The organism is Paraliomyxa miuraensis, from assembly GCF_026337845.1.
Classification (GTDB): domain Bacteria; phylum Myxococcota_A; class Polyangia; order Nannocystales; family Nannocystaceae; genus Paraliomyxa; species Paraliomyxa miuraensis.
Genome location: NZ_JAOVZF010000141.1, coordinates 1 through 17,258, shown reverse-complemented (window position 1 = coordinate 17,258; position 17,258 = coordinate 1). Strand labels below are relative to the sequence as shown.

Here is a 17,258-nt window from a genome sequence, read left to right as displayed (position 1 = left end):
CATGGCTACTCCAAGGGGGACGGCCGATGGGCGCGTCGGATTACGAAGATGACGTGCATCCTCGCCAGGTGCACGAAGGCTCTGCGCTGCGCTTGGTCACGTCGCGAGCCCGAGGTGCTCGCTCTTGCGGTGAAACCCCGACGAGCCGCTCGTCGCAGGCACGAGTGGTCGCTTCGAGACCCGCTCGGCCGACGACGGGCTCGAGCGAGATGTGCGCTCTTCGTGATGGCTCCCGCGCATCCTCGAATTCGCGTCGGGCCCCCTCGACGCCTAGGCGGATCCCCGAGAACCGTGCAACCATCCATGAGCCCATGAAGGTGTGCACGACCAATGCCTTTCGCGTCGCTGCCGATCGCATCGACGAGCTCCGTACGATCCTCGAGGCCTACACCGCCGAGCTGCGCGCCAACGAGCCCGGCTGTCTGCTCTATCGGGTCCTCCAGCAGGACGACGAGCCGACCTCGTTCGTCGTCTACGCCGAGTTCGAGGATCAGCTGGCCTACGAAGCACACATGGCGTCCGACCACGTCGCCCGCCTGCGCGGCCAGATCCACCCCTTGATGGGCGACACCCATCGCAAGACCGTCTGGAGGTCCTTCGAATGACCACCGCGGTGCGCACGTCGTCGACTTGCCTGGCGCTGGTCCTCGCCGTGGCCTGTGGTCCGACCCGCGAGCCCGAGGGAGGGTCGAGCGGGGGAGGGTCGAGCGACGGGACGGGGGACACCACGCTCATCTCACCGACGAGCACCACCCACGAGGGCGACGGCAGCAGCGGGTCGAGCTCCGCCGGCTCGAGCTCCGCCGACTCGAGCTCCACTGGCTCGGACGTGCCCGACATCGATTGTCAGACCGTGCTCGAGTCCGATCTGCCCGGGGTCACGATCGAGATCGACAGTCCCTGCGCACACTCGCTGGCGCAGGCCCAGGACGGGGTCGAGACCTCGTACACGATCGACGTCACCGATGCGCTGATGGGCGTCGAGTCGGGCCAGGCCTGCTTCGAGACCCCCAGGGGCGGCATCCACGTGCAGTGGCGGGTGTTCTCCGCGGAGCAGCGCCACTGCGTCTGCGACGTCGGCCTCTGTCCCGCGCCCACGCCGTCGCCAACCACGCTCGTGCCCGGCGAGACCATCGACGGCTTCGAGTGGTTCGCCTACGAATGGGACGGACCCTCCGACACCGGCCAGCCATTCGGGGATCCCTTCGTACCCGGCGACTACACGATCGAGGTCGTGGCCACGGGGTTTTGGGACGATGGCGTCGATCCCGAGACGCCATTCACCATCCGGGCGCAGCGACCGGTCGTGCTCGTCCCCTGATGCGACTGATGCGACTGATGCGACCGGCCGCGTCGTCTCGGACTCAAGGCCGAGCCGCGACGTAGACGTGCTTCCAGCGCTTGGCTCGGAGCGCATGGACCCAGCTCCACAGTCCTTCGTCGCGCAGCCGCTGGCGGAGCTCGGGGTCGACTCCCTGGACGTCGAAGGTCACCAGCGGAGAGCTGCCGCTCCCGAACGTGGCCAGCGCGGCCAGGGCGGCGTGCGCAGCCACCAGTCCGTCGGGATCCCGGTGCTCCTCGGGGAGCTCGAGGTCGAGCACGAACACCGGATCCCCGCTGGCCATCAGGCCGAACTCGTCCTCGAACCATTCATGGAACGCTTCGTCGTAGTCGTTGCCGTCGAGCACCGCGCTCGCGAGGTACTCGTGATCCGAGGTCAGGGCATCCATCGCCATGTTCGCGTCCGCGCCACAGAGGAACGGCTTGGCGATGTGGATCTCGCCGACCTTCACGTAGTGCGCGTCCTCGTCGTCCGCGTCGAGAGGCGGCTCGAGGGGCCGATCGAGAGGCTGGTCGCGCGCGACCAGGATCGTACCGATGGCTCGCACCACCGGGAGCTCGTGCTCGAGCCTGGCATCCCAGCGAACCACCACCGGCGAGGTCTCGTACCAGCGATCGTCGCGTTGGTCGCGGGGGAATCGGAGTACGTTCCTGTCGCTCATGGGGAGCGACGATAGCGCAACCCGAGGCCCGGAGGGTTGGTCGACGGCGGGTCCACGCAGCGCTGCGGCTTCCAGGAATTCGGCGTCGGGAATCGCCTCGAGGTGTGCTCGCGGTCGGCAACTCGGGGTGGCGATGCCCGTGTGGTTGGCCATGCCGAATGCCTCTCGCCAAAGCCCGCCCGTGCTGCTCTCCCTGCTCGCGATCGCCCTTGGCGCGTGCGATTGGTTTCCTCCGGAGGAGCCCGAGCCATGCGAGACGTCCACCGAGACCGACCATGGGACGACGGCGGGGACGAGCTCCGACACCGGAACCGCCTCCACCTCCGACACCGACGCATCGTCCGGTGGCACGTCCGGGCCCGGATCCTCCTCGTCGAGCGACACCGGCGAGGCCTCGGGCATGTCCAGCGGGGGCGGCGACGTCGACTCCGATGGCGACGGCATCCTCGATGCCAACGACAACTGCCCGTTCGACGCCAACGTCACCCAGGACAACGGCGACGCCGATGCCTGGGGAGACGCCTGCGACTCGTGCCCCTTCTCGCCGGGGATCGGTGGGGCGCCCGACGACAGCTGCTGCGATCCTCGCTCCGCGGCGAGCTGCGTGGAGCCGCCGTTCGCGGCGCAGACGCTCGTGTGCCGGCTCGACGACCCGGGGACTCGCTTCACGTGCAACTACCACGTGCTCGGCTGCTCCACGTCCTACGGCTACATGTGCGATTGCCCGCTCGAGAGTCCGTGCCTGCCGGACGAGTCGCTCGTGCCGCCGAACTTCCTCGGCTCGGTCCAGTGCCTCGACGGCGGGGACTCGTGCCAGACCAAGTGGTGTACGATCGGTGGCGACCCCAACCAGTGCCGCGAGTACGTCTCGGGGATCTGGAACCAAGGCTCGCCCAATCAGCCCACGTGCATGCCGTTCTTCGCGCCCGGGACCGCGCCCGGCGGGCTCGAGGATCTCGGCGTTTGCATGCGGAACGCGGGCCCGTGCAGCGGGCTGCTCGGCAGCGAGTGCGCCACCTGGGGCACCTGAGGGCCATCCATCGTGCGAGAATGCGGGCGTGGCCGGATCCGATCGCTATCGTGCGTATGTGAAGCGGGAGCAGCGGCGCCTGGAGGGTCTGCCGTACTTCGCCGAGTCCGAGGAGAGACAACGGGCGTTCCTCGTGATGTTCGATGCGCTCGACCAGCGGGAGGGCGAGGACGCGGCCCTCGAGGCGATCCTGCGGTGGGAGGTGAACCGGTGCAGCGACCCGCTCTATCGCGTGCTCGCCCTCGACTACCTGCGCCACCGGACCGCCGACGAGGTCTCGTCCGGCGGGGACGCGTGGCCGGCGACGAAGCTCGAGCGGAGCTCCGTCGTTCGCGGTGACCTCCACGTGCAGGGCAACCTGATCAATGCAGTCGGTCTCACCGTACTGGGCGACCTCCGCATCGACGGAGCGTACGTCGCCCAGGGCGAGTATCCGTGTCTCCACGTCGCCGGCACGATCCACGCCCGCGACCTGTTCGGCGTCGAGACGGAGACCATCGCGCTCGGTGGCGTCCGCGTGGAGGGAACCGTCTGGGTCGCCTACAACCACACCATCACCATCGCTCCCTTCGTCGAGGCGCACACGGTGTGCGCGGCGGATGCGGAGATCAGCGCCGAGGTGCGAGCCGAGCGTCGCTTCGTGGACGACATCCCCGTTCGAGCGCTCTTCGGCTTCGAAGGCGACGACGTCGACACCCGCGTCGCGGAGTGGATGCTCCGACGGGGAGACGCGTAGCCCGGCGGTACCGGGCGAAGCGGAGGCGGAAGGGCCCCGGGCGACCGCGTGATGCGCTGCCCCCGTGGTATCCTCGCGGATCGCGGCCCCCGGCGCCGTAGCGAAGTTCGAATGATTCCCTGCGGTCCCGAGGCGATTCCCTACTACTGCGAAGAGAACGTCTGGCAGCTCTGCGTCGACCCCCGCGTCCGCGGGCTCCCTCGTGCCGCGCTCGTGATCTCCAACTCCACCCGCACCGTCGCGGTGGCCCATCAGCGCGCCGCGCCGCGCCCCGGCGTTCCGATCGTATGGGACTACCACGTGGTGCTCGCCGCCTACGGCCTCTCCAAGCCCGCCTCGCCCACCTGGGCGATCTGGGATCCCGACTGCACCCTCGGCATGCCGCTGCCGCTCGCCGTCTACCTGCGCGCCAGCTTCGGCTATCCCGAGGGCTTCCCCGAGCCCTACGCCGCTCGCTTTCGCGTGATCGAGGCCGAGCTCTACCGTCGCACGCTCGCCACCGATCGCAGCCACATGCTCGACGAGCACGGCATCTACCGCGCGCCGCCACCCCCATGGCCCCCGATCGGCGAGGGCACCAACCTCATGCGCATGGTCGACCTCGACGAGCCCTTCGTGGGCGAGGTCGTCGCGCTCGCCGAGCTCCCCCGGGCCCTCGAGCGTCTGCCGATCCGCCTGGCCGCCTCCGGATCGGAGTAGAGTCCTGCCATGGACGCTCCTTCGAGATCCTCGGCGCGATGGCGATGGCTCCGACGGGCGCTCGTGGCCCTCGCAGCGCTCTACGCGGCGATCTGCGCCGCGGTGTTCTTCCTGCAGGAAGGCATGCTCTTCCACCCCACCACGCTCGATGGCACCGCTCCCGATGCCACGGGTCGTGAGTCCACCGCATCATCGCAGCCCCTCGAGATCCCCGTCGACGGCGCGGTGCTCCGCGGCATCCTGGTGCCCGGCGTGGGGGAGGGGCCGCGACCGACCGTGCTCTACTTCGGCGGCAACGCCGAGCGCGTGCGCCAGCGTGCCAGCGATCGCGGCTGGGTCATGGCACTGGGCTGGAACCTCGTGCTCGTGTCCTATCGCGGCTACGACGATTCCACCGGATCACCCTCGGCCGCGGCGCTGCTCTCCGACGCCGTCGCGCTCCACGATGCCGTCGCCGCGCGACCCGACGTGGATTCCACCCACATCGTGGCATGGGGCAACTCGCTGGGCTCCGGGATCGCGGCCCGGGTGGCTCGTGAGCGCGAGCTGGCCGGGGCCGTGCTCTCGATGCCCTACGCTCGTCTCTCCGCCATTGCGGGCGACGTCTACTGGTGGTTGCCGGTTCGCCTGCTGTTCCGCCACGAGATCGACACCATCGCCGATGCCCCTTCGATCACCGACCCCCTGCTCGTGGTCCATGGCGAGCAGGACACGCTCATCCCTCCCACGCACGGTCGCCGGTTGGTCGACGCCTGGGGCGGTCCCGCGCGACTCGAGCTCGTGAGCGGGGCCGGGCACGACGATCTCGGTCGTCGGCCGGAGCTGCGCGCGGCGGTCGAGGCGTTCCTGCGCGAGCGATCGCCGTAGTCGATCGTCGAGCGGGTGAAACGTCGTCGTCTGCGAAATTCGGCGCTGGACAGCGCCCCATCGGGTGCTATCACCAACGAATCGTGAACACGCGCTCCGAGATCGTCGCCGCGCTGCCCACCGGGGTCTCCCTGGGCATCGTCGCGATCGTCGTCGGACAGCCGTGCCAACCGCAGTGTCGCTGCCGCTAGCCGCGTCTTGGCAGGTCCCGAGAGACGCGGCCGCGACCGTCGACCAGGGACCGATTGCGTCGTCACGTCGTCGCCACGACCGCTGCCGAGGGGCACGTGCGTCGCTGGTCTCGTCGTGCCCGACGAGCCCCTCGCCGCGGTTGCTCAATGGCTGGGCATTCGGTTGCAACCCGAAACGAATGCAGGTTCGACTCCTGTCCGCGGCTCCACTCGGGAGTGGTCCAACGGTGACGAGCTCACGGCCGCTCGAGCCCGTCCGCGCTCACCCGCTCGCCCGTGTCGAGGCGACCGCCTCACTCGAACGACCCGCCACGCCCGGCGCCATCGGCAAAGCGCCCCGCGCCCGTGCGGAGGGCCGGATCGGTCAGCGCCCGCAGCCCGTGCTCGAATTCGACGCGCAGCGCGGGCTCGAGCTCCAGCCCGAGCCCGTCGTAGATCGAGGCCCGATCGCCGAGCATGCACGTCTGCGGGAACCGGGCGATCTCCGCAGCGAGTCGCTCGGCGGCCGTGCGGGCGTGTCCGCGGGGCACCACGCGATCCACCAGCCCGATCCGCAGCGCCTCTTCGGCGTGCACGGGTCGACCCGTGAGCGTCAGATCCAGCGCGCGCCCCAGCCCGATCACGCGAGGCAGTCGCACCGTGCCCCCGTCGATGAGCGGCACTCCCCAGCGGCGACAGAACACGCCGAGCACCGCGTCTTCCTCCATCACGCGGAGGTCGCACCACAGCGCCAGTTCGAGCCCTCCGGCCACCGCGTGCCCGGCGATGGCCGCGATCACCGGCTTGGCCAGTCGCATGCGCGTGGGGCCCATCGGTCCGTCGCCATCGGCGGCCACGCGGTTGGGCGTGCCGCGGGCGATCGCCTTGAGATCGGCGCCCGCACAGAACGTGCCGTGCTCCCCCCACAGCACGGCCACTCGGGCCGCCTCGTCGGTCTCGAACGTCCGAAACGCGTCGGCGAGGGCCTCCGCGGTGGGTCGGTCGACCGCGTTGCGCACTCCGGGGCGCGAGAGGATGACGGTGGTCACGGGCGGCGAGGTCTCGATGCGTACGGCGCTCACGGCCCAACGTTGGTCGACGCGGCGCGCGAGGGCAAGCCCCCGTGCCGCCCAGGGGCCCGGACAACGCAGGTAAAGGGCTTCACCCAGTCCGAGGCGTTACCAGGAGCGAGCAACACACGGCACGCGCACCGTACGCTCGGTGTGCAGCGAGCACTTTCCGCTGATGGTTACGACGAGACCGATGGTGTCCGTACCCTCCGGCACTCCGTCCGTACCCGCCCGGGTGGGCTTGCTTCAGTCATCGCTCGGCCAGCGGTCGGCGAAGAGGTTGCGCAACAGCGTCCGGCCTCCCGCACCGTTGAGATATCGCCTCACCCACCGGGGGTGTAGGCCGGTGATGGTAACCAGGGAATCGACCACGTCGTCGTCGCTTCGTGCGGCAGCCACGGTCCACTCCGCTAGATCGTCGGCCGAGTAGTACGAATCCTCATCGTCGTCCTCCGAACCCTCGTCAGGCCATGCGTCTCGAAAGACGGTTCGTACGCGGAAGCGCCCGTCGATTGTCTCGATCCGCCTGGAGATGGCCCGCGGACTCAGGCCGGTGAGGGTGGCCACGGCCGCGCTCAGCGTTGGATCGCGGCGAACCGAGGCTATGGTGCACGAGCCCAGATCCTGCGTATCCTCTGCCTGCGGCCAGCGAGTGGCGAAGACGTTCTGGACGTGAGTCCGACCGTCAGCGGCGTTGAGTAGGCGCTTCACCCAGCGCCGAGAGATTCCCGTGATCACCGACAGGGCATCGAGCGCGTCCTCGTCGGCACGTGCCGCCGCGGCCGTCCACTCGGCCAGATCCTCGGCCGAGTAGCCATCGTCCTCCTCGAGCTGGTCGTGCTCATCGGCCTTCCTCGGCCAGCGATCGGAGAAGAGGCTGCGAACGTGTACCCGTCCATCTGCCGCATTGAGGTGGCGTCTCACCCAACGAGGGGCGATGCCAGTGATCGTCGCCAGCGACCGCACGGCATCGTCATCGTTCCGAGCACTCGCCACCCTCCAGTTCTCGAGGTCTTCGGCCGAGTACGAGATCTCTTCGTCCTCCTCGTCCTCCTCGTCCTCCTCGTCCTCCTCGTCCTCCGGCCAGCGATCGGCAAACACGTTCCGCAGCAGCGAGCGACCGTTGGCTTCGCCAAGCCAGCGCTTGACGCTGCGAAGCGAAAGGCCCGTGATCACCTCCAGGGACTCGAGCGCGTCGTCGTTCTCGCGGGCGGCCGCGACGGTCCACTCGGCCAGTTCCTCGGCTCCGAGACGCTCGTTGTCGTCCTCCTCTTCGTCGTCATAAGACGCCTCCGCAGCACCGTCCGGCCATCGATGGGAAAACAGGGTCCGAACGCGGTATCGACCGTCAGCCCGTGAGAGCTTGCTTGAGACCGTCCGTTCTGCAAGACCGGTGACGCCTGCGATGACAGCGATGGTCGCATCATCGTCACGAGCCCAGGAGGCCCTGAGCGAGCCCAAAGCTTCCAGGTCGAGCTCGGTCGCGTCGGTCTGGATCGGCTCGGGCCACCAACGAGAGAACACGGTTCGCAGACGGCTGCGGCCGTCGGACACCATCAGCTCTTCCCTTACCCTGCGAAGCGAGCGGCCGGTAATCGACACGAGGGAATCAAGCACGTCGTCCTCGTCGCGGGCGGAAGCGACGGTCCTGCTCGCCAGTTCCTCCGCCGAGTAGACATTCGATTCCTCTTGTTCCTCCTCATCTTCATCATCGGCCTGCGTGTCGGGCCACTGATCGGAGAAGACGGTCCGGAGGCGATAGCGACCGTCCTGCTGCGCGAGCTGGTCGGCGACCGTGGACTCCCCCAGTCCCGTGATCGAGGCGATAGCCGCGATGGAGGACTTGTCGTGCCGTACCGAGGCGACGGTGCACTTACCTAGCGCCACGGGATCGGCCTCGGGCGACGGCGACGACTGCGGCCAGTGGGCGAACAGATTCCGCAGGCGGACCCGCCCATCGGCACGAGCGATGTGACGCTTCACCCCCACGGGGGGGAGACCGGTGATGGCCACCAGCGCACCGAGAATGGACTTGTCGTGCCGCACCGAGGCAGCAGTTCGGTCGGCGAGGGTGTCGACGGAATGCTCGCGTTCAAGCGCGACCGAACTCCCACCGGAAGCCTTGGTCGCCGTCGAGGGGGCAACTCGACCCACCGATGCGGACACTCGCGCGCCCCTGCGGGACAGCGGTAGACGTCCTTCCTTCGAGGCACTCTCGGGAAACAGCGAGGGATCCTCGTGCCAAGCCTCGGTATGCGCGTAGTACTGAAAGGGCAGGACGTACACATCTTGTCGATCGACCCGGCCGAACAGTGCGAGCTGACGACGGCGGGCCCCTTGGTAGGCGGCCCCCGCTGCCAGATGGATCAGTCGTCCGCGCGCACTCGTGACCTCGTGAGTACCATTGTCGTGGAGGTGACCTCGCAAGACGATGTCGATTGCCCCCTCCAACCGACGGGTGATGGCTACTCGGTCTTCGGTATGGAGGAACTCCAGAGGATGGTGCATAAGGGCGATCGCCAGGTCGGGAGCGATACCCTGGAGAGCATCAATCGCCCGATCGATGCACCGCCGCCCGATCCATAGCTTCTCGTGGTCGGGGTCTTTCCAGCAGAAGAGGGCAGTGTTGATGGGGATTACCCCGATGCTCCTTCCTCGCACCGACAATGTCTCGACCGGACCACAGGTCGTGTCACGCGAGAAGCTCCGAATTCCTTCGAAATATTCATCATACCACTCCGAATATCGGGATAATCGATCGAAGTGATACTTTCTTTGCTCGTGATCGAAGTATCGATCGCACTCCTCGATGCTCGACAGCGTTCGCGCCAGGAATATCCCCTGCTGGCGATCCACGTCGTGATTGCCCGGCACGACGAAGAGTCGGTCTCGAGACAGACCCGCTGCGTCCAGTAGGTCGTCCAGCAAGCGTGTCGCTTGCTCATATGCCTTGAAGCGTCCTCCCGAGATGATGTCTCCTGTGATGAAGATGGCATCGATCTCCCGTCCTCTCTCACGTTCTCGTCTGACCGCGTGGACGAGATGGCGCAGCGCGACGTCTCGCCCGTAGTCATCGTGGGGCTCGAGGTGAGGGTCCGAGATGTGGAGCCAACCAAACTTCATGAGTGCCAGCCCCTACTCTAGATCAGCGTCGTTGCCCGGGAAACGCGGCATGTGCACTGAACATCGGTTCCTGCGTCGCTGGGCAAGCCCGCCGGCCTCGGTCACGGCCACTTTCAGGAACGCAGCCCGAACGAGGCATGGAACGCCTCGGAGCGCCCACACGGCTCGGCGAACGCGGGATCGGCCACCTGCGGACCCAAGTCCATTGCGCTGCGTCAGGTGCAGGTAGACGTGCTCCTCGGCCTCGAACACGGTCGCAGGCCAGCAACTCTGCGGGAGCGGCAGCCTCGTCGGGGGATCGCAAGAGCGCATGCATCACCGGCATGAGCCACGCCGGGACCCGCGAGCGATATCGGTGACGACCAGCCCTGGCAAAGCGCATGGGCGCAGAGCCACGCGTTCTTGCTCCCGGACGCTTCGTTCGACGCCCCCATGGGACCCGGCTCTGCTCGACCGGTGGAGCCCAGGGCCTCGGCTCTGGTAGACCATCCCGCATGCGCAAGGGAATGTTCGCCGCGCTCGATGCCTATCGCCGCGCCACCCAGTGGTGGGCCGAGCGTTGGGGCCCCAGCCCGGACGATGAAGCGGAGGCGGAGGTCGTCAGCGGGCGAGCGTGGGAGGAATTCTGCGACGCCCTCAAGGCCGCCGGTGCCTCGCTGTCGTTTCCCGGCACGCCCCGCACCGTACTCGATCGAGCCGAGGGGATCCGCTACCTCAGCCGGCTGACCCGGGCCGGGCTCGAGGCGTTCGTCGAGCACGCCGACCCGGCCGCGCCCGTGCTGCACCGGGTGGTGCACGAGACGGTCAAGATGGGCAGCGACAACCCCGACAACTACTATCTGACGGCGCGCCTCGACGGGCGGCTCGAGTATCGGATCACGGGGCGGCGCAACACGGTGCACTACCTCGGCTTCGGCACCCAGCACGGGCACTACGGGAAGAATGGAGGGCTGCCGCCGACCGGATACCTCGAGGGCTCGCAGCTGCGGATGGACGCGGAGGGGCGCTTCGAGATCACGCTGTCGGCCCGTGAGCCACCCCAGCAGGAGGACGGCAAGGAGGGAGGCAACTGGCTCCCCATGACCGAGCAGACGGGGACCCTCATCGTGCGCCAGACCTTCCTCGATCGCGAGCGAGAGGTACCGGCGCAGCTCGAGATCATGTGCACGAGCGAAGAGGCCGTGGCGCGTCACCTGACCCCACGCGACCTGGTGGAAGGGTTGCGCAATACCAGCTCGCTGGTGGCCGGAGCGTCGCTGCTGTTCGCCAAGTGGGCGCGTGACTTTCAAGAGCACTCCAACCTGCTCCCCCGGTTCGACCAGGAGACGTCGAACCGGGCCGGCGGAGATCCCAACATCGCGTACTACCACAGCCACTGGGCGCTGCCCCCCGAGCATGCGCTGGTGATCGAGACCGAACCACCGCCTTGCGAGCACTGGAATTTCCAGCTCAACAACTATTGGATGGAATCACTCGACTATCGCCACCACCGGATCCACGTCAACAAGCACACCGCGGTCCGGCAGCCCGATGGCTCGGTCAGAATCGTGGTCGCGCATCGCGATCCGGGCCTGCCCAACTGGATCGAGACGGTGGGGCACGAGTCGGGCACGATGTGCTTTCGCTGGGTTCGCGCCGAGCACCACCCCACGCCACGTACTCGAGTGGTGACGATGGCGGAGCTGCAAGCCCTGCGCGAGACCACGTCCGCCCCCACGTCCGAGGTTCGATGATGACGCGACGGAGGGCCGACGGCGATCCGCGGCGTGAGACATCGAGGGACTATGCCCGTCCCTACCGGCCGCGCGCGATCGCATGGTTCGATCGCCTGGGCGAGGCTACGGGTGCTCCGGCACGCCTACGCCCGCTCGAGACCTCGGCACTGATCGAGGCGGCCAAACGCCGCACCGGCCTCCAGCACTTCGACGATGAGGGATTCGTGCCCGCGCTGGATGTGCTGCTCGCGTCGATCCGGGACGAGGCACGCTTGTCCCCCACCGGTCACGTGGTGCAGCACGCACGCCTCGTGGAGGCGCTGTGCACCCGATTGCGGCTGCGCGCGCTGCTGGAGCGCTACCCGGAGATCGTCGAGCAGCCGGTTCCGCCGCTGGTGGTGGTGGCCGGGGTTCAGCGCTCGGGCACGACCAAGCTCCACCGCCTGCTCGCAGCCGATCCCGAGACCCGAGCCCTGCGCTCGTGGGAGGCCCTCGATCCGCTCCCCCGCCCGGGCGAGGCCCGAGGCGAGGGGCACCTTCGGCGGCGGCGCGCGCGGCTGGCCCAGGCCGCGCTGCGCTACCTCGCGCCCGACTTCCTCGCCGTGCATCCGGTGGAGACCGACGAGCCCGAGGAGGACGTGCTGCTGCTCGACCTGTCGTTCATGAGCCAGACCCCCGAGGCCACGATGCACGTGCCGAGCTACGCGCGCTGGCTCGAGGCCCAGGACGATCGCCCCGCCTATGCGCTGCTGCGTCGTCTGCTACAGGTGCTCACTTGGCAGCGGCCTGGTCGGCGATGGGTACTCAAGACGCCCGAGCACCTCGAGCACCTCGACGCGCTGCTCGAGATCTTCCCGGACACGACGGTGATCCAGACGCATCGCGACCCGCGGCAGACCATGGCGTCGTTCTGCAGCATGGTGGCGCACGGGCGCGGAGTCTTCAGCGACCACGTCGACCCCCACGAGGTGGGTCGGCACTGGCTCCGCAAGGTACGGCGGATGGGGCAGCGCGCGGTGGCGACCCGGCAACGCCATCCCGAGCGCTTCTGCGACGTGGGCTACGAGGCGCTGGTGGGGGATCCAGTCGGAGAGCTCGAGCGGATCCATGCGCACCTGGGCGGGCCGCTGTCGGCCCAAGCCAGGGCGGCGATGCAGGCTGCGGACGCGCACAACGTACAGCACCGACACGGCGTGCACCGCTACGCGCTGGAGGACTTTGGGCTCACGCGGGCCGACGTCGATCGAGAGCTCGGCTTCCTGCGCGCTCTGGTTCCCGAGCCAGCGAGCGCCCCGATGACCCCCCGGGCCCCGGTCGCCGCGCCCCTCCACTCGACGACGACGGGCCTGGGTCATCGCGATGCCCTGCGAGCCACGGCAACGGGACTGCTGGATCTCGTGCGGCATCGGACCGGCGAGGCCCTGTCACCGGTTCCATCGCACGTGCGGCTCGATGGACGCACGTGCCTGGTCACCGGGGCGAATCGGGGTCTGGGGCTGGCCACCGCGCGAGCGCTGGCCGAGCGTGGAGCTCGGGTGCTGGTGGCGTGTCGTACCGAGCCCGAAGCCACCGCTCGACGGCTCTCCCAGCAGACCGGCAATCCGCAAGTGGAGGGGTTGTTCGTCGACCTGGCCGACCTCGACACGGTAGATGCCCTGTGCGACCAGCTGCTCCGCCGCGGCGAGCGGCTCGACGTGGTGGTGCTCAACGCCGGGCTCATGCCAAAGCGTGCCCGGCCCACCGCGCAAGGGCTGGAGGTGATGCTAGGCGTGCATGTGGTGGCCAACCATCGGTTGCTGTCACGGTGGCTCGCCGACGGTGTGCTGCGACCGGCCGATCCTGGTGGACCAGGGGACGGACCACGACCGCGGGTGGTGGTGGTGAGCTCCGAGGTGCATCGCTCCGCGGACGGCGTGGATCCGGCGACCATGCCGACCTGGGTCGACTATGGGGTTCGCGATGGAATGCGACAGTACGCCGCGACCAAGCTGCTGCTGTGCGCCTTGGTGACCGCGCTGCGGGAGCGAGCCCGATCGCCGACGGAGCCGAATGGACCCCGCGAGGCGTGGCTCGGCGCCCACGCGCTGTGCCCGGGGCCGGTCGACACCGACATCGCCCGCGAGGCTCCGCCGTGGATCATGCCGGTGCTACGTCCGGTGATGCATGCGTTCTTCCGGTCACCCGATGAGGCGGCCGCTCCGGTGGTGTCACTGGCCTGCGATCCCTCGCTCGAGATGGAGGAGCACGTCTATCTGCACTCGATGCTCCGCAAGGCCATGGATCCGCGGGCGACCGATCCGGCGTTCGCCCGGGCCGTATGGGCGCGCTGCGAGGCGCTCCAGGCCGCGCTCGGGCTGCGGCCGTGAGCCCGCCCGCGGCCGGACCGCGGCCTTGCTCCCAAGCATCAGGTCGACCAACATTGGGGGTCCTCGGTGCCGCGGTGCCGCGGCGATGAGCGCGCCAGACGCGATGGAGGATCCTGGGTGCACCGGCTCTCTTGTCCCTCTTGTCTGGCTCGTCGCGGACGGGATCGCGTACAAGGCACGGATGACGATGCGGATTCCGAGCGCGGGCGTTGGTCTGATCCATGGCGGGTGGTGGGGGTGGGGGTGCTGGGGGCTGGTGCTCCTCGCCACGTGCATGGGCGCGTGCGGGGACGACGGCGCGGTCGCCATCGACACCGAGACGACGGGCTCGACCGGGATCCCGACGGGCTCGACCGGGATCCCGACGGGCTCGACCGAAATGCCGACCACCGGGTCCACGGACGACACGGGAAGCTCCGGAGGCACGGTCGACCCCGACAGCACCGGGGACACCGAGGACTCGGGCGCCCCGGTGGAGGTCACGCTCGACGGCGCGATCCAAAAGGGCCCACTCGTGATCGGATCGACCGTCGAGGTCGCGCTGCTCGACGAGGCGGGCAATCCCACCGGCCAGGTGTTTCCGACCGTCACCTCCAGTGACGTCGGCGAGTTCGAGGTCTCGTTCACGCACGCCGGCCCCGTCGGGCTCGTGGGCGACGGCTTCTATTACAACGAGCTGACCGGTGCCGTCTCCAACGCGCCGATCAGCCTTCGGGCCGTGTACACCATCGAGGTCGCGGGCACGCAGCCGGCCTACGTCAACCTCGTCACGCACCTCACCGAGCGCCGGGCCCTCGCCCTCCTCGACTCCACCGACCTCCCCACCGCAATCGCGCAGGCCGAGCAGGAACTGGTGACCGCGCTCGACATCGGACCCCCAGGAATCGATCCAGGCGATGCCGGCATCCACATGAATCTCCTCGGCGGCGATACGCTCGCCAACGCCTACCTGTTCGCCATGAGCGCGACCCTGGTCCAGGCCGCAGCGATCGAGGCCGGGCCCGGCGGCGGGATGGACGGCTCGCTGCAAGCCTTCATCAACACCGTGGCCAACGACCTCGCCGACGACGGCGCGCTCGACCCGGCCCGCGTGCAGCTGCTCGACGACGCCGAGCAGGCCCTCTACACCGATCGCGCCCACGATCTGCTGCAAGCGCGGCTGTCCGCCCTCGGGCTCGCGCAGACTCCACCGGACCTCGATCTCGTCATCGACACCGACCTCGACGACGTCGCGAACGCGATGGACACCTGCCCCTGGGTCGAAAACCCCGTGCAGACGCCGATCCTCGACGACGTCTGCCACGCACGCGCCACCCTCGTACCCGATGCCTCGGGCCTGGGGGTGTACGGGCTCGCGCTCGCCCACCTCGACGGCGACGGCAACCTCGACGCGGTGACGCGCTCGGGCGGCGAGTGGTCGTTCTTTGCGGGCGACGGGGCCGGCGGATTCACCCTCGTCGACCAGATCTACGTCGCGGACGTCATCCCGCGGGTCACCGACATGAACGCCGACGGCATCGCCGACATCATCGTCGACGGCGGCATGGGCATCACGCTCGTGTACCTGCGCACCGACGGATTCGACCCCTTGCCCACCCCGGTCCAGTCGAACTCGGCCTACCCCGGCTCCCTCTCGACCGTCGAGGGCGACATGAACGGCGACACGTACCCCGAGCTCATGCGGATGGGCGCGATCTGGACGTCGGGCGTGGCCAACGCGGACATGCCGATCACGCTGCTCCTCAACGACGGGGCGGGCGGGTTCACCGACGGTACCGCCACCGCCGTCATCCCCATGGGAACGAGCTTCTCCGGTCCCTCGGCCAGCGCGCTCGTGGACGTCACCGGGGACGGCCATGGCGACTTCGTCATCGCCGGCGACTCGGTGGGCGGGTTCCCGTCCGAGGATCTGGTCGCGATCACGTTCCCCGGCGATGGCATGGGCAACCTCGGCCCCGCGATCGTGTCCAGCGCGCCCCAGCCGATGGGCGTCGACCTGATGTCTGGTGACTTCGAGGTCGTCGACGTCACCGGCGATGGCATCGTCGACATCGTGCTCGTCGCGCGCGGTCCCTACGTCATGTGCATGCCCGGCAACGGCGACGGCACGTTCGGTCCCATCGTCATCACCGACGTGGGGGTCGACCTCGGCTACTCGACCCTGCTGACCACCGGCGACTTCACCGGGGATGGCCTCGCGGACCTCCTGGTTCGACAGAACAGCGGGCCGCTGTCGGACCTGCAGGTCTACGTCGTGCCCAGCCTTGGCGATGGTTCCTTTGGTCCCCTGGTCTCGCGTGTGTCCGGCCTGCTGGGTACCACCAACGACGGCATCTCCTGGGCCGCCACCGCCGACCTCGATGGCAACGGAGCCGATGACGTGCTGCTGAGCACCGGCACCCTGGGCACGATGATGTTCACGCCCTGACGGCCCGACGGCGACGCCGGCCGAGGGCGCCGAGCAGGGCGAGATGGTCCGGGGTCCGGGTCCCGGGTCGGGGTGCGCTCGGCCTGGGTGACCCACCGACGCGCGGTGAACCCGTCGACGAGCTCCATCGCGACGAACAGTCCCTTGCGCATGCCGGTGGTCTACCAGAGCCGCGGCGCTACACGAACGGGCTCTTGACGAACGGCCGCTTGGGCGGATGGATGCCGATCTCCGCGTAGCTCTGCCGCAGGTACACCGCCTCGAGCGCAGCGGGGTCCTCGAGCCGCCCGTTCGCCCACGCATCGACGGTCGCTGCCCACAGACCCGCCGACGTCGGCCCCGGGAGCGAGCGCGCCGTGGCCAGCAGCGAGGGCGGCAGCGCGTCCCGGTAGGGCTCCACCCCGCTGCCCACCACCCGCAGCGTCGGCGACCTCGGGGCGAGCGCCTCCACGAGCGTGGCGAGCGGGGCCACCCGCTCGTCTCCCACGGCGCTCACCCGCGGCAGCCCCTCGCCGCCATCGAGGCGCGCGCACTCGAAGCGCCCGCCGTAGACCTCGCCCTTGCGCGCATCGAGCAGTGCGAGCACGGGGCCCTCGTGCTCGGCGCTCGCGGCCACCGCGGCCAGCGTGCTCACGCCCACCACCGGCACTCCCAGGCCGTAGGCCAGCCCCTTGGCGCTCGCCACCGCCACCCGCGTCCCGGTGAACGTGCCGGGCCCGCGCCCACAGGCCACCGCCGCCAGTGCGCGCGGCGTGATGCCGGCTCGAGCCAGCACCCGCTCCACGCGGGGCATCAGCTGCGCCGAGGCCTGCTCGGCCGCCTCGTCGTCGCTGGCCACCCGCGCATGCGTGCCGGCGTCCACGTCCACGCGGCCCACCGCGATCGCGCTGCGCGGGGTCGAGGCATCGAGCGTCAGGATCCAGCACGGTCCCGAAGGACGCACGAGCATTGAGGGCGGGGCGGACACGCTAGCAAGAAACCGGATGTCGGAGGCTCGGTCAAGCGGCCGGGCGGAGCTCGACCTCGTAACCCAGGCCCTTGAGGCGCTGGA

General features: G+C 69.1%; 13 protein-coding genes and 1 tRNA gene. 10 read left to right on the top strand and 4 right to left on the bottom strand.

Annotation, left to right across the window (positions count from 1 at the left end; translation table 11 throughout):
* Window positions 1–311: 311 nt before the first annotated feature.
* Window positions 312–605 carry a putative quinol monooxygenase gene (locus tag OEB96_RS08815; protein ID WP_266215054.1) on the top strand — a complete coding sequence of 98 codons (294 nt, stop codon included), beginning with the start codon at window positions 312–314 and terminating at the stop codon, window positions 603–605.
* Window positions 602–1,321, top strand: a complete 720-nt coding sequence (locus OEB96_RS08810) for a hypothetical protein (RefSeq protein ID WP_266215053.1) — start codon at window positions 602–604, stop codon at window positions 1,319–1,321. Before OEB96_RS08815 ends, OEB96_RS08810 begins: the two co-directional genes overlap by 4 nt.
* A gap of 43 nt (window positions 1,322–1,364) precedes the next feature.
* Here OEB96_RS08810 and OEB96_RS08805 read toward each other — a convergent pair whose 3' ends face one another.
* Window positions 1,365–2,003, bottom strand: a complete 639-nt coding sequence (locus OEB96_RS08805) for a hypothetical protein (protein WP_266215052.1) — start codon at window positions 2,001–2,003, stop codon at window positions 1,365–1,367.
* A 151-nt stretch (window positions 2,004–2,154) separates the two neighbouring features.
* Here OEB96_RS08805 and OEB96_RS08800 point away from each other — a divergent pair, with 151 nt between their 5' ends.
* The 5 genes from OEB96_RS08800 (at window position 2,155) to OEB96_RS08780 (ending at window position 5,735) form a co-directional block, all read left to right on the top strand.
* On the top strand, window positions 2,155–3,033 hold the full coding sequence (locus OEB96_RS08800) for a thrombospondin type 3 repeat-containing protein (protein WP_266215050.1): 879 nt from the start codon (window positions 2,155–2,157) through the stop codon (window positions 3,031–3,033).
* 28 nt (window positions 3,034–3,061) lie between these two features.
* Window positions 3,062–3,769, top strand: a complete 708-nt coding sequence (locus tag OEB96_RS08795) for a hypothetical protein (protein WP_266215049.1) — start codon at window positions 3,062–3,064, stop codon at window positions 3,767–3,769.
* A gap of 111 nt (window positions 3,770–3,880) precedes the next feature.
* Entirely contained in the window at window positions 3,881–4,468 is a 588-nt protein-coding gene (locus OEB96_RS08790) for a protein N-terminal glutamine amidohydrolase (RefSeq protein WP_266215048.1), read from the top strand.
* Between the two features lie 9 nt (window positions 4,469–4,477).
* A complete protein-coding gene (locus OEB96_RS08785) occupies window positions 4,478–5,335 on the top strand; it encodes an alpha/beta hydrolase (protein ID WP_266215047.1) in 858 nt (285 codons plus the stop codon).
* 324 nt (window positions 5,336–5,659) lie between these two features.
* Window positions 5,660–5,735: transfer RNA gene (locus OEB96_RS08780), tRNA-Cys, on the top strand.
* 84 nt (window positions 5,736–5,819) lie between these two features.
* Here the strand turns inward: OEB96_RS08780 and OEB96_RS08775 are convergent.
* Together OEB96_RS08775 and OEB96_RS08770 are read right to left on the bottom strand one after the other, a co-directional pair.
* Complete coding sequence (locus tag OEB96_RS08775; RefSeq protein ID WP_266215046.1) at window positions 5,820–6,587, bottom strand: crotonase/enoyl-CoA hydratase family protein; 768 nt, start codon at window positions 6,585–6,587, stop codon at window positions 5,820–5,822.
* A 234-nt stretch (window positions 6,588–6,821) separates the two neighbouring features.
* Window positions 6,822–9,698, bottom strand: coding sequence for a metallophosphoesterase family protein (locus OEB96_RS08770; RefSeq protein ID WP_266215045.1), 2,877 nt, complete (start codon window positions 9,696–9,698; stop codon window positions 6,822–6,824).
* A gap of 494 nt (window positions 9,699–10,192) precedes the next feature.
* On the opposite strand from OEB96_RS08770, the gene OEB96_RS08765 reads away from it, so the two are divergent.
* From OEB96_RS08765 to OEB96_RS08755, 3 genes are all read left to right on the top strand, one after another.
* Window positions 10,193–11,431: a DUF1214 domain-containing protein gene (locus OEB96_RS08765; RefSeq protein WP_266215044.1), complete on the top strand. Its 1,239-nt coding sequence runs from the start codon at window positions 10,193–10,195 to the stop codon at window positions 11,429–11,431.
* A gap of 206 nt (window positions 11,432–11,637) precedes the next feature.
* Window positions 11,638–13,779 carry an SDR family NAD(P)-dependent oxidoreductase gene (locus tag OEB96_RS08760; protein ID WP_266215043.1) on the top strand — a complete coding sequence of 714 codons (2,142 nt, stop codon included), beginning with the start codon at window positions 11,638–11,640 and terminating at the stop codon, window positions 13,777–13,779.
* A 187-nt stretch (window positions 13,780–13,966) separates the two neighbouring features.
* Window positions 13,967–16,207: an FG-GAP repeat domain-containing protein gene (locus OEB96_RS08755; protein ID WP_266215042.1), complete on the top strand. Its 2,241-nt coding sequence runs from the start codon at window positions 13,967–13,969 to the stop codon at window positions 16,205–16,207.
* 178 nt (window positions 16,208–16,385) lie between these two features.
* Here OEB96_RS08755 and tsaB read toward each other — a convergent pair whose 3' ends face one another.
* Window positions 16,386–17,150, bottom strand: a complete 765-nt coding sequence (gene tsaB, locus OEB96_RS08750) for a tRNA (adenosine(37)-N6)-threonylcarbamoyltransferase complex dimerization subunit type 1 TsaB (RefSeq protein WP_266215041.1) — start codon at window positions 17,148–17,150, stop codon at window positions 16,386–16,388.
* Window positions 17,151–17,258: the final 108 nt, after the last annotated feature.

Excerpts from the sequence above, each read along its gene's own strand:
- OEB96_RS08815 (WP_266215054.1), top strand. The coding sequence starts at position 312 with ATGAAGGTGTGCACGACCAATGCCTTTCGCGTCGCTGCCGATCGCATC.
- OEB96_RS08800 (WP_266215050.1), top strand. The coding sequence starts at position 2,155 with ATGCCGAATGCCTCTCGCCAAAGCCCGCCCGTGCTGCTCTCCCTGCTC.
- OEB96_RS08790 (WP_266215048.1), top strand. The coding sequence starts at position 3,881 with ATGATTCCCTGCGGTCCCGAGGCGATTCCCTACTACTGCGAAGAGAAC.
- OEB96_RS08810 (WP_266215053.1), top strand. The coding sequence starts at position 602 with ATGACCACCGCGGTGCGCACGTCGTCGACTTGCCTGGCGCTGGTCCTC.
- OEB96_RS08765 (WP_266215044.1), top strand. The coding sequence starts at position 10,193 with ATGCGCAAGGGAATGTTCGCCGCGCTCGATGCCTATCGCCGCGCCACC.
- OEB96_RS08805 (WP_266215052.1), bottom strand. The coding sequence starts at position 2,003 with ATGAGCGACAGGAACGTACTCCGATTCCCCCGCGACCAACGCGACGAT.
- OEB96_RS08785 (WP_266215047.1), top strand. The coding sequence starts at position 4,478 with ATGGACGCTCCTTCGAGATCCTCGGCGCGATGGCGATGGCTCCGACGG.
- OEB96_RS08770 (WP_266215045.1), bottom strand. The coding sequence starts at position 9,698 with ATGAAGTTTGGTTGGCTCCACATCTCGGACCCTCACCTCGAGCCCCAC.
- OEB96_RS08755 (WP_266215042.1), top strand. The coding sequence starts at position 13,967 with ATGCGGATTCCGAGCGCGGGCGTTGGTCTGATCCATGGCGGGTGGTGG.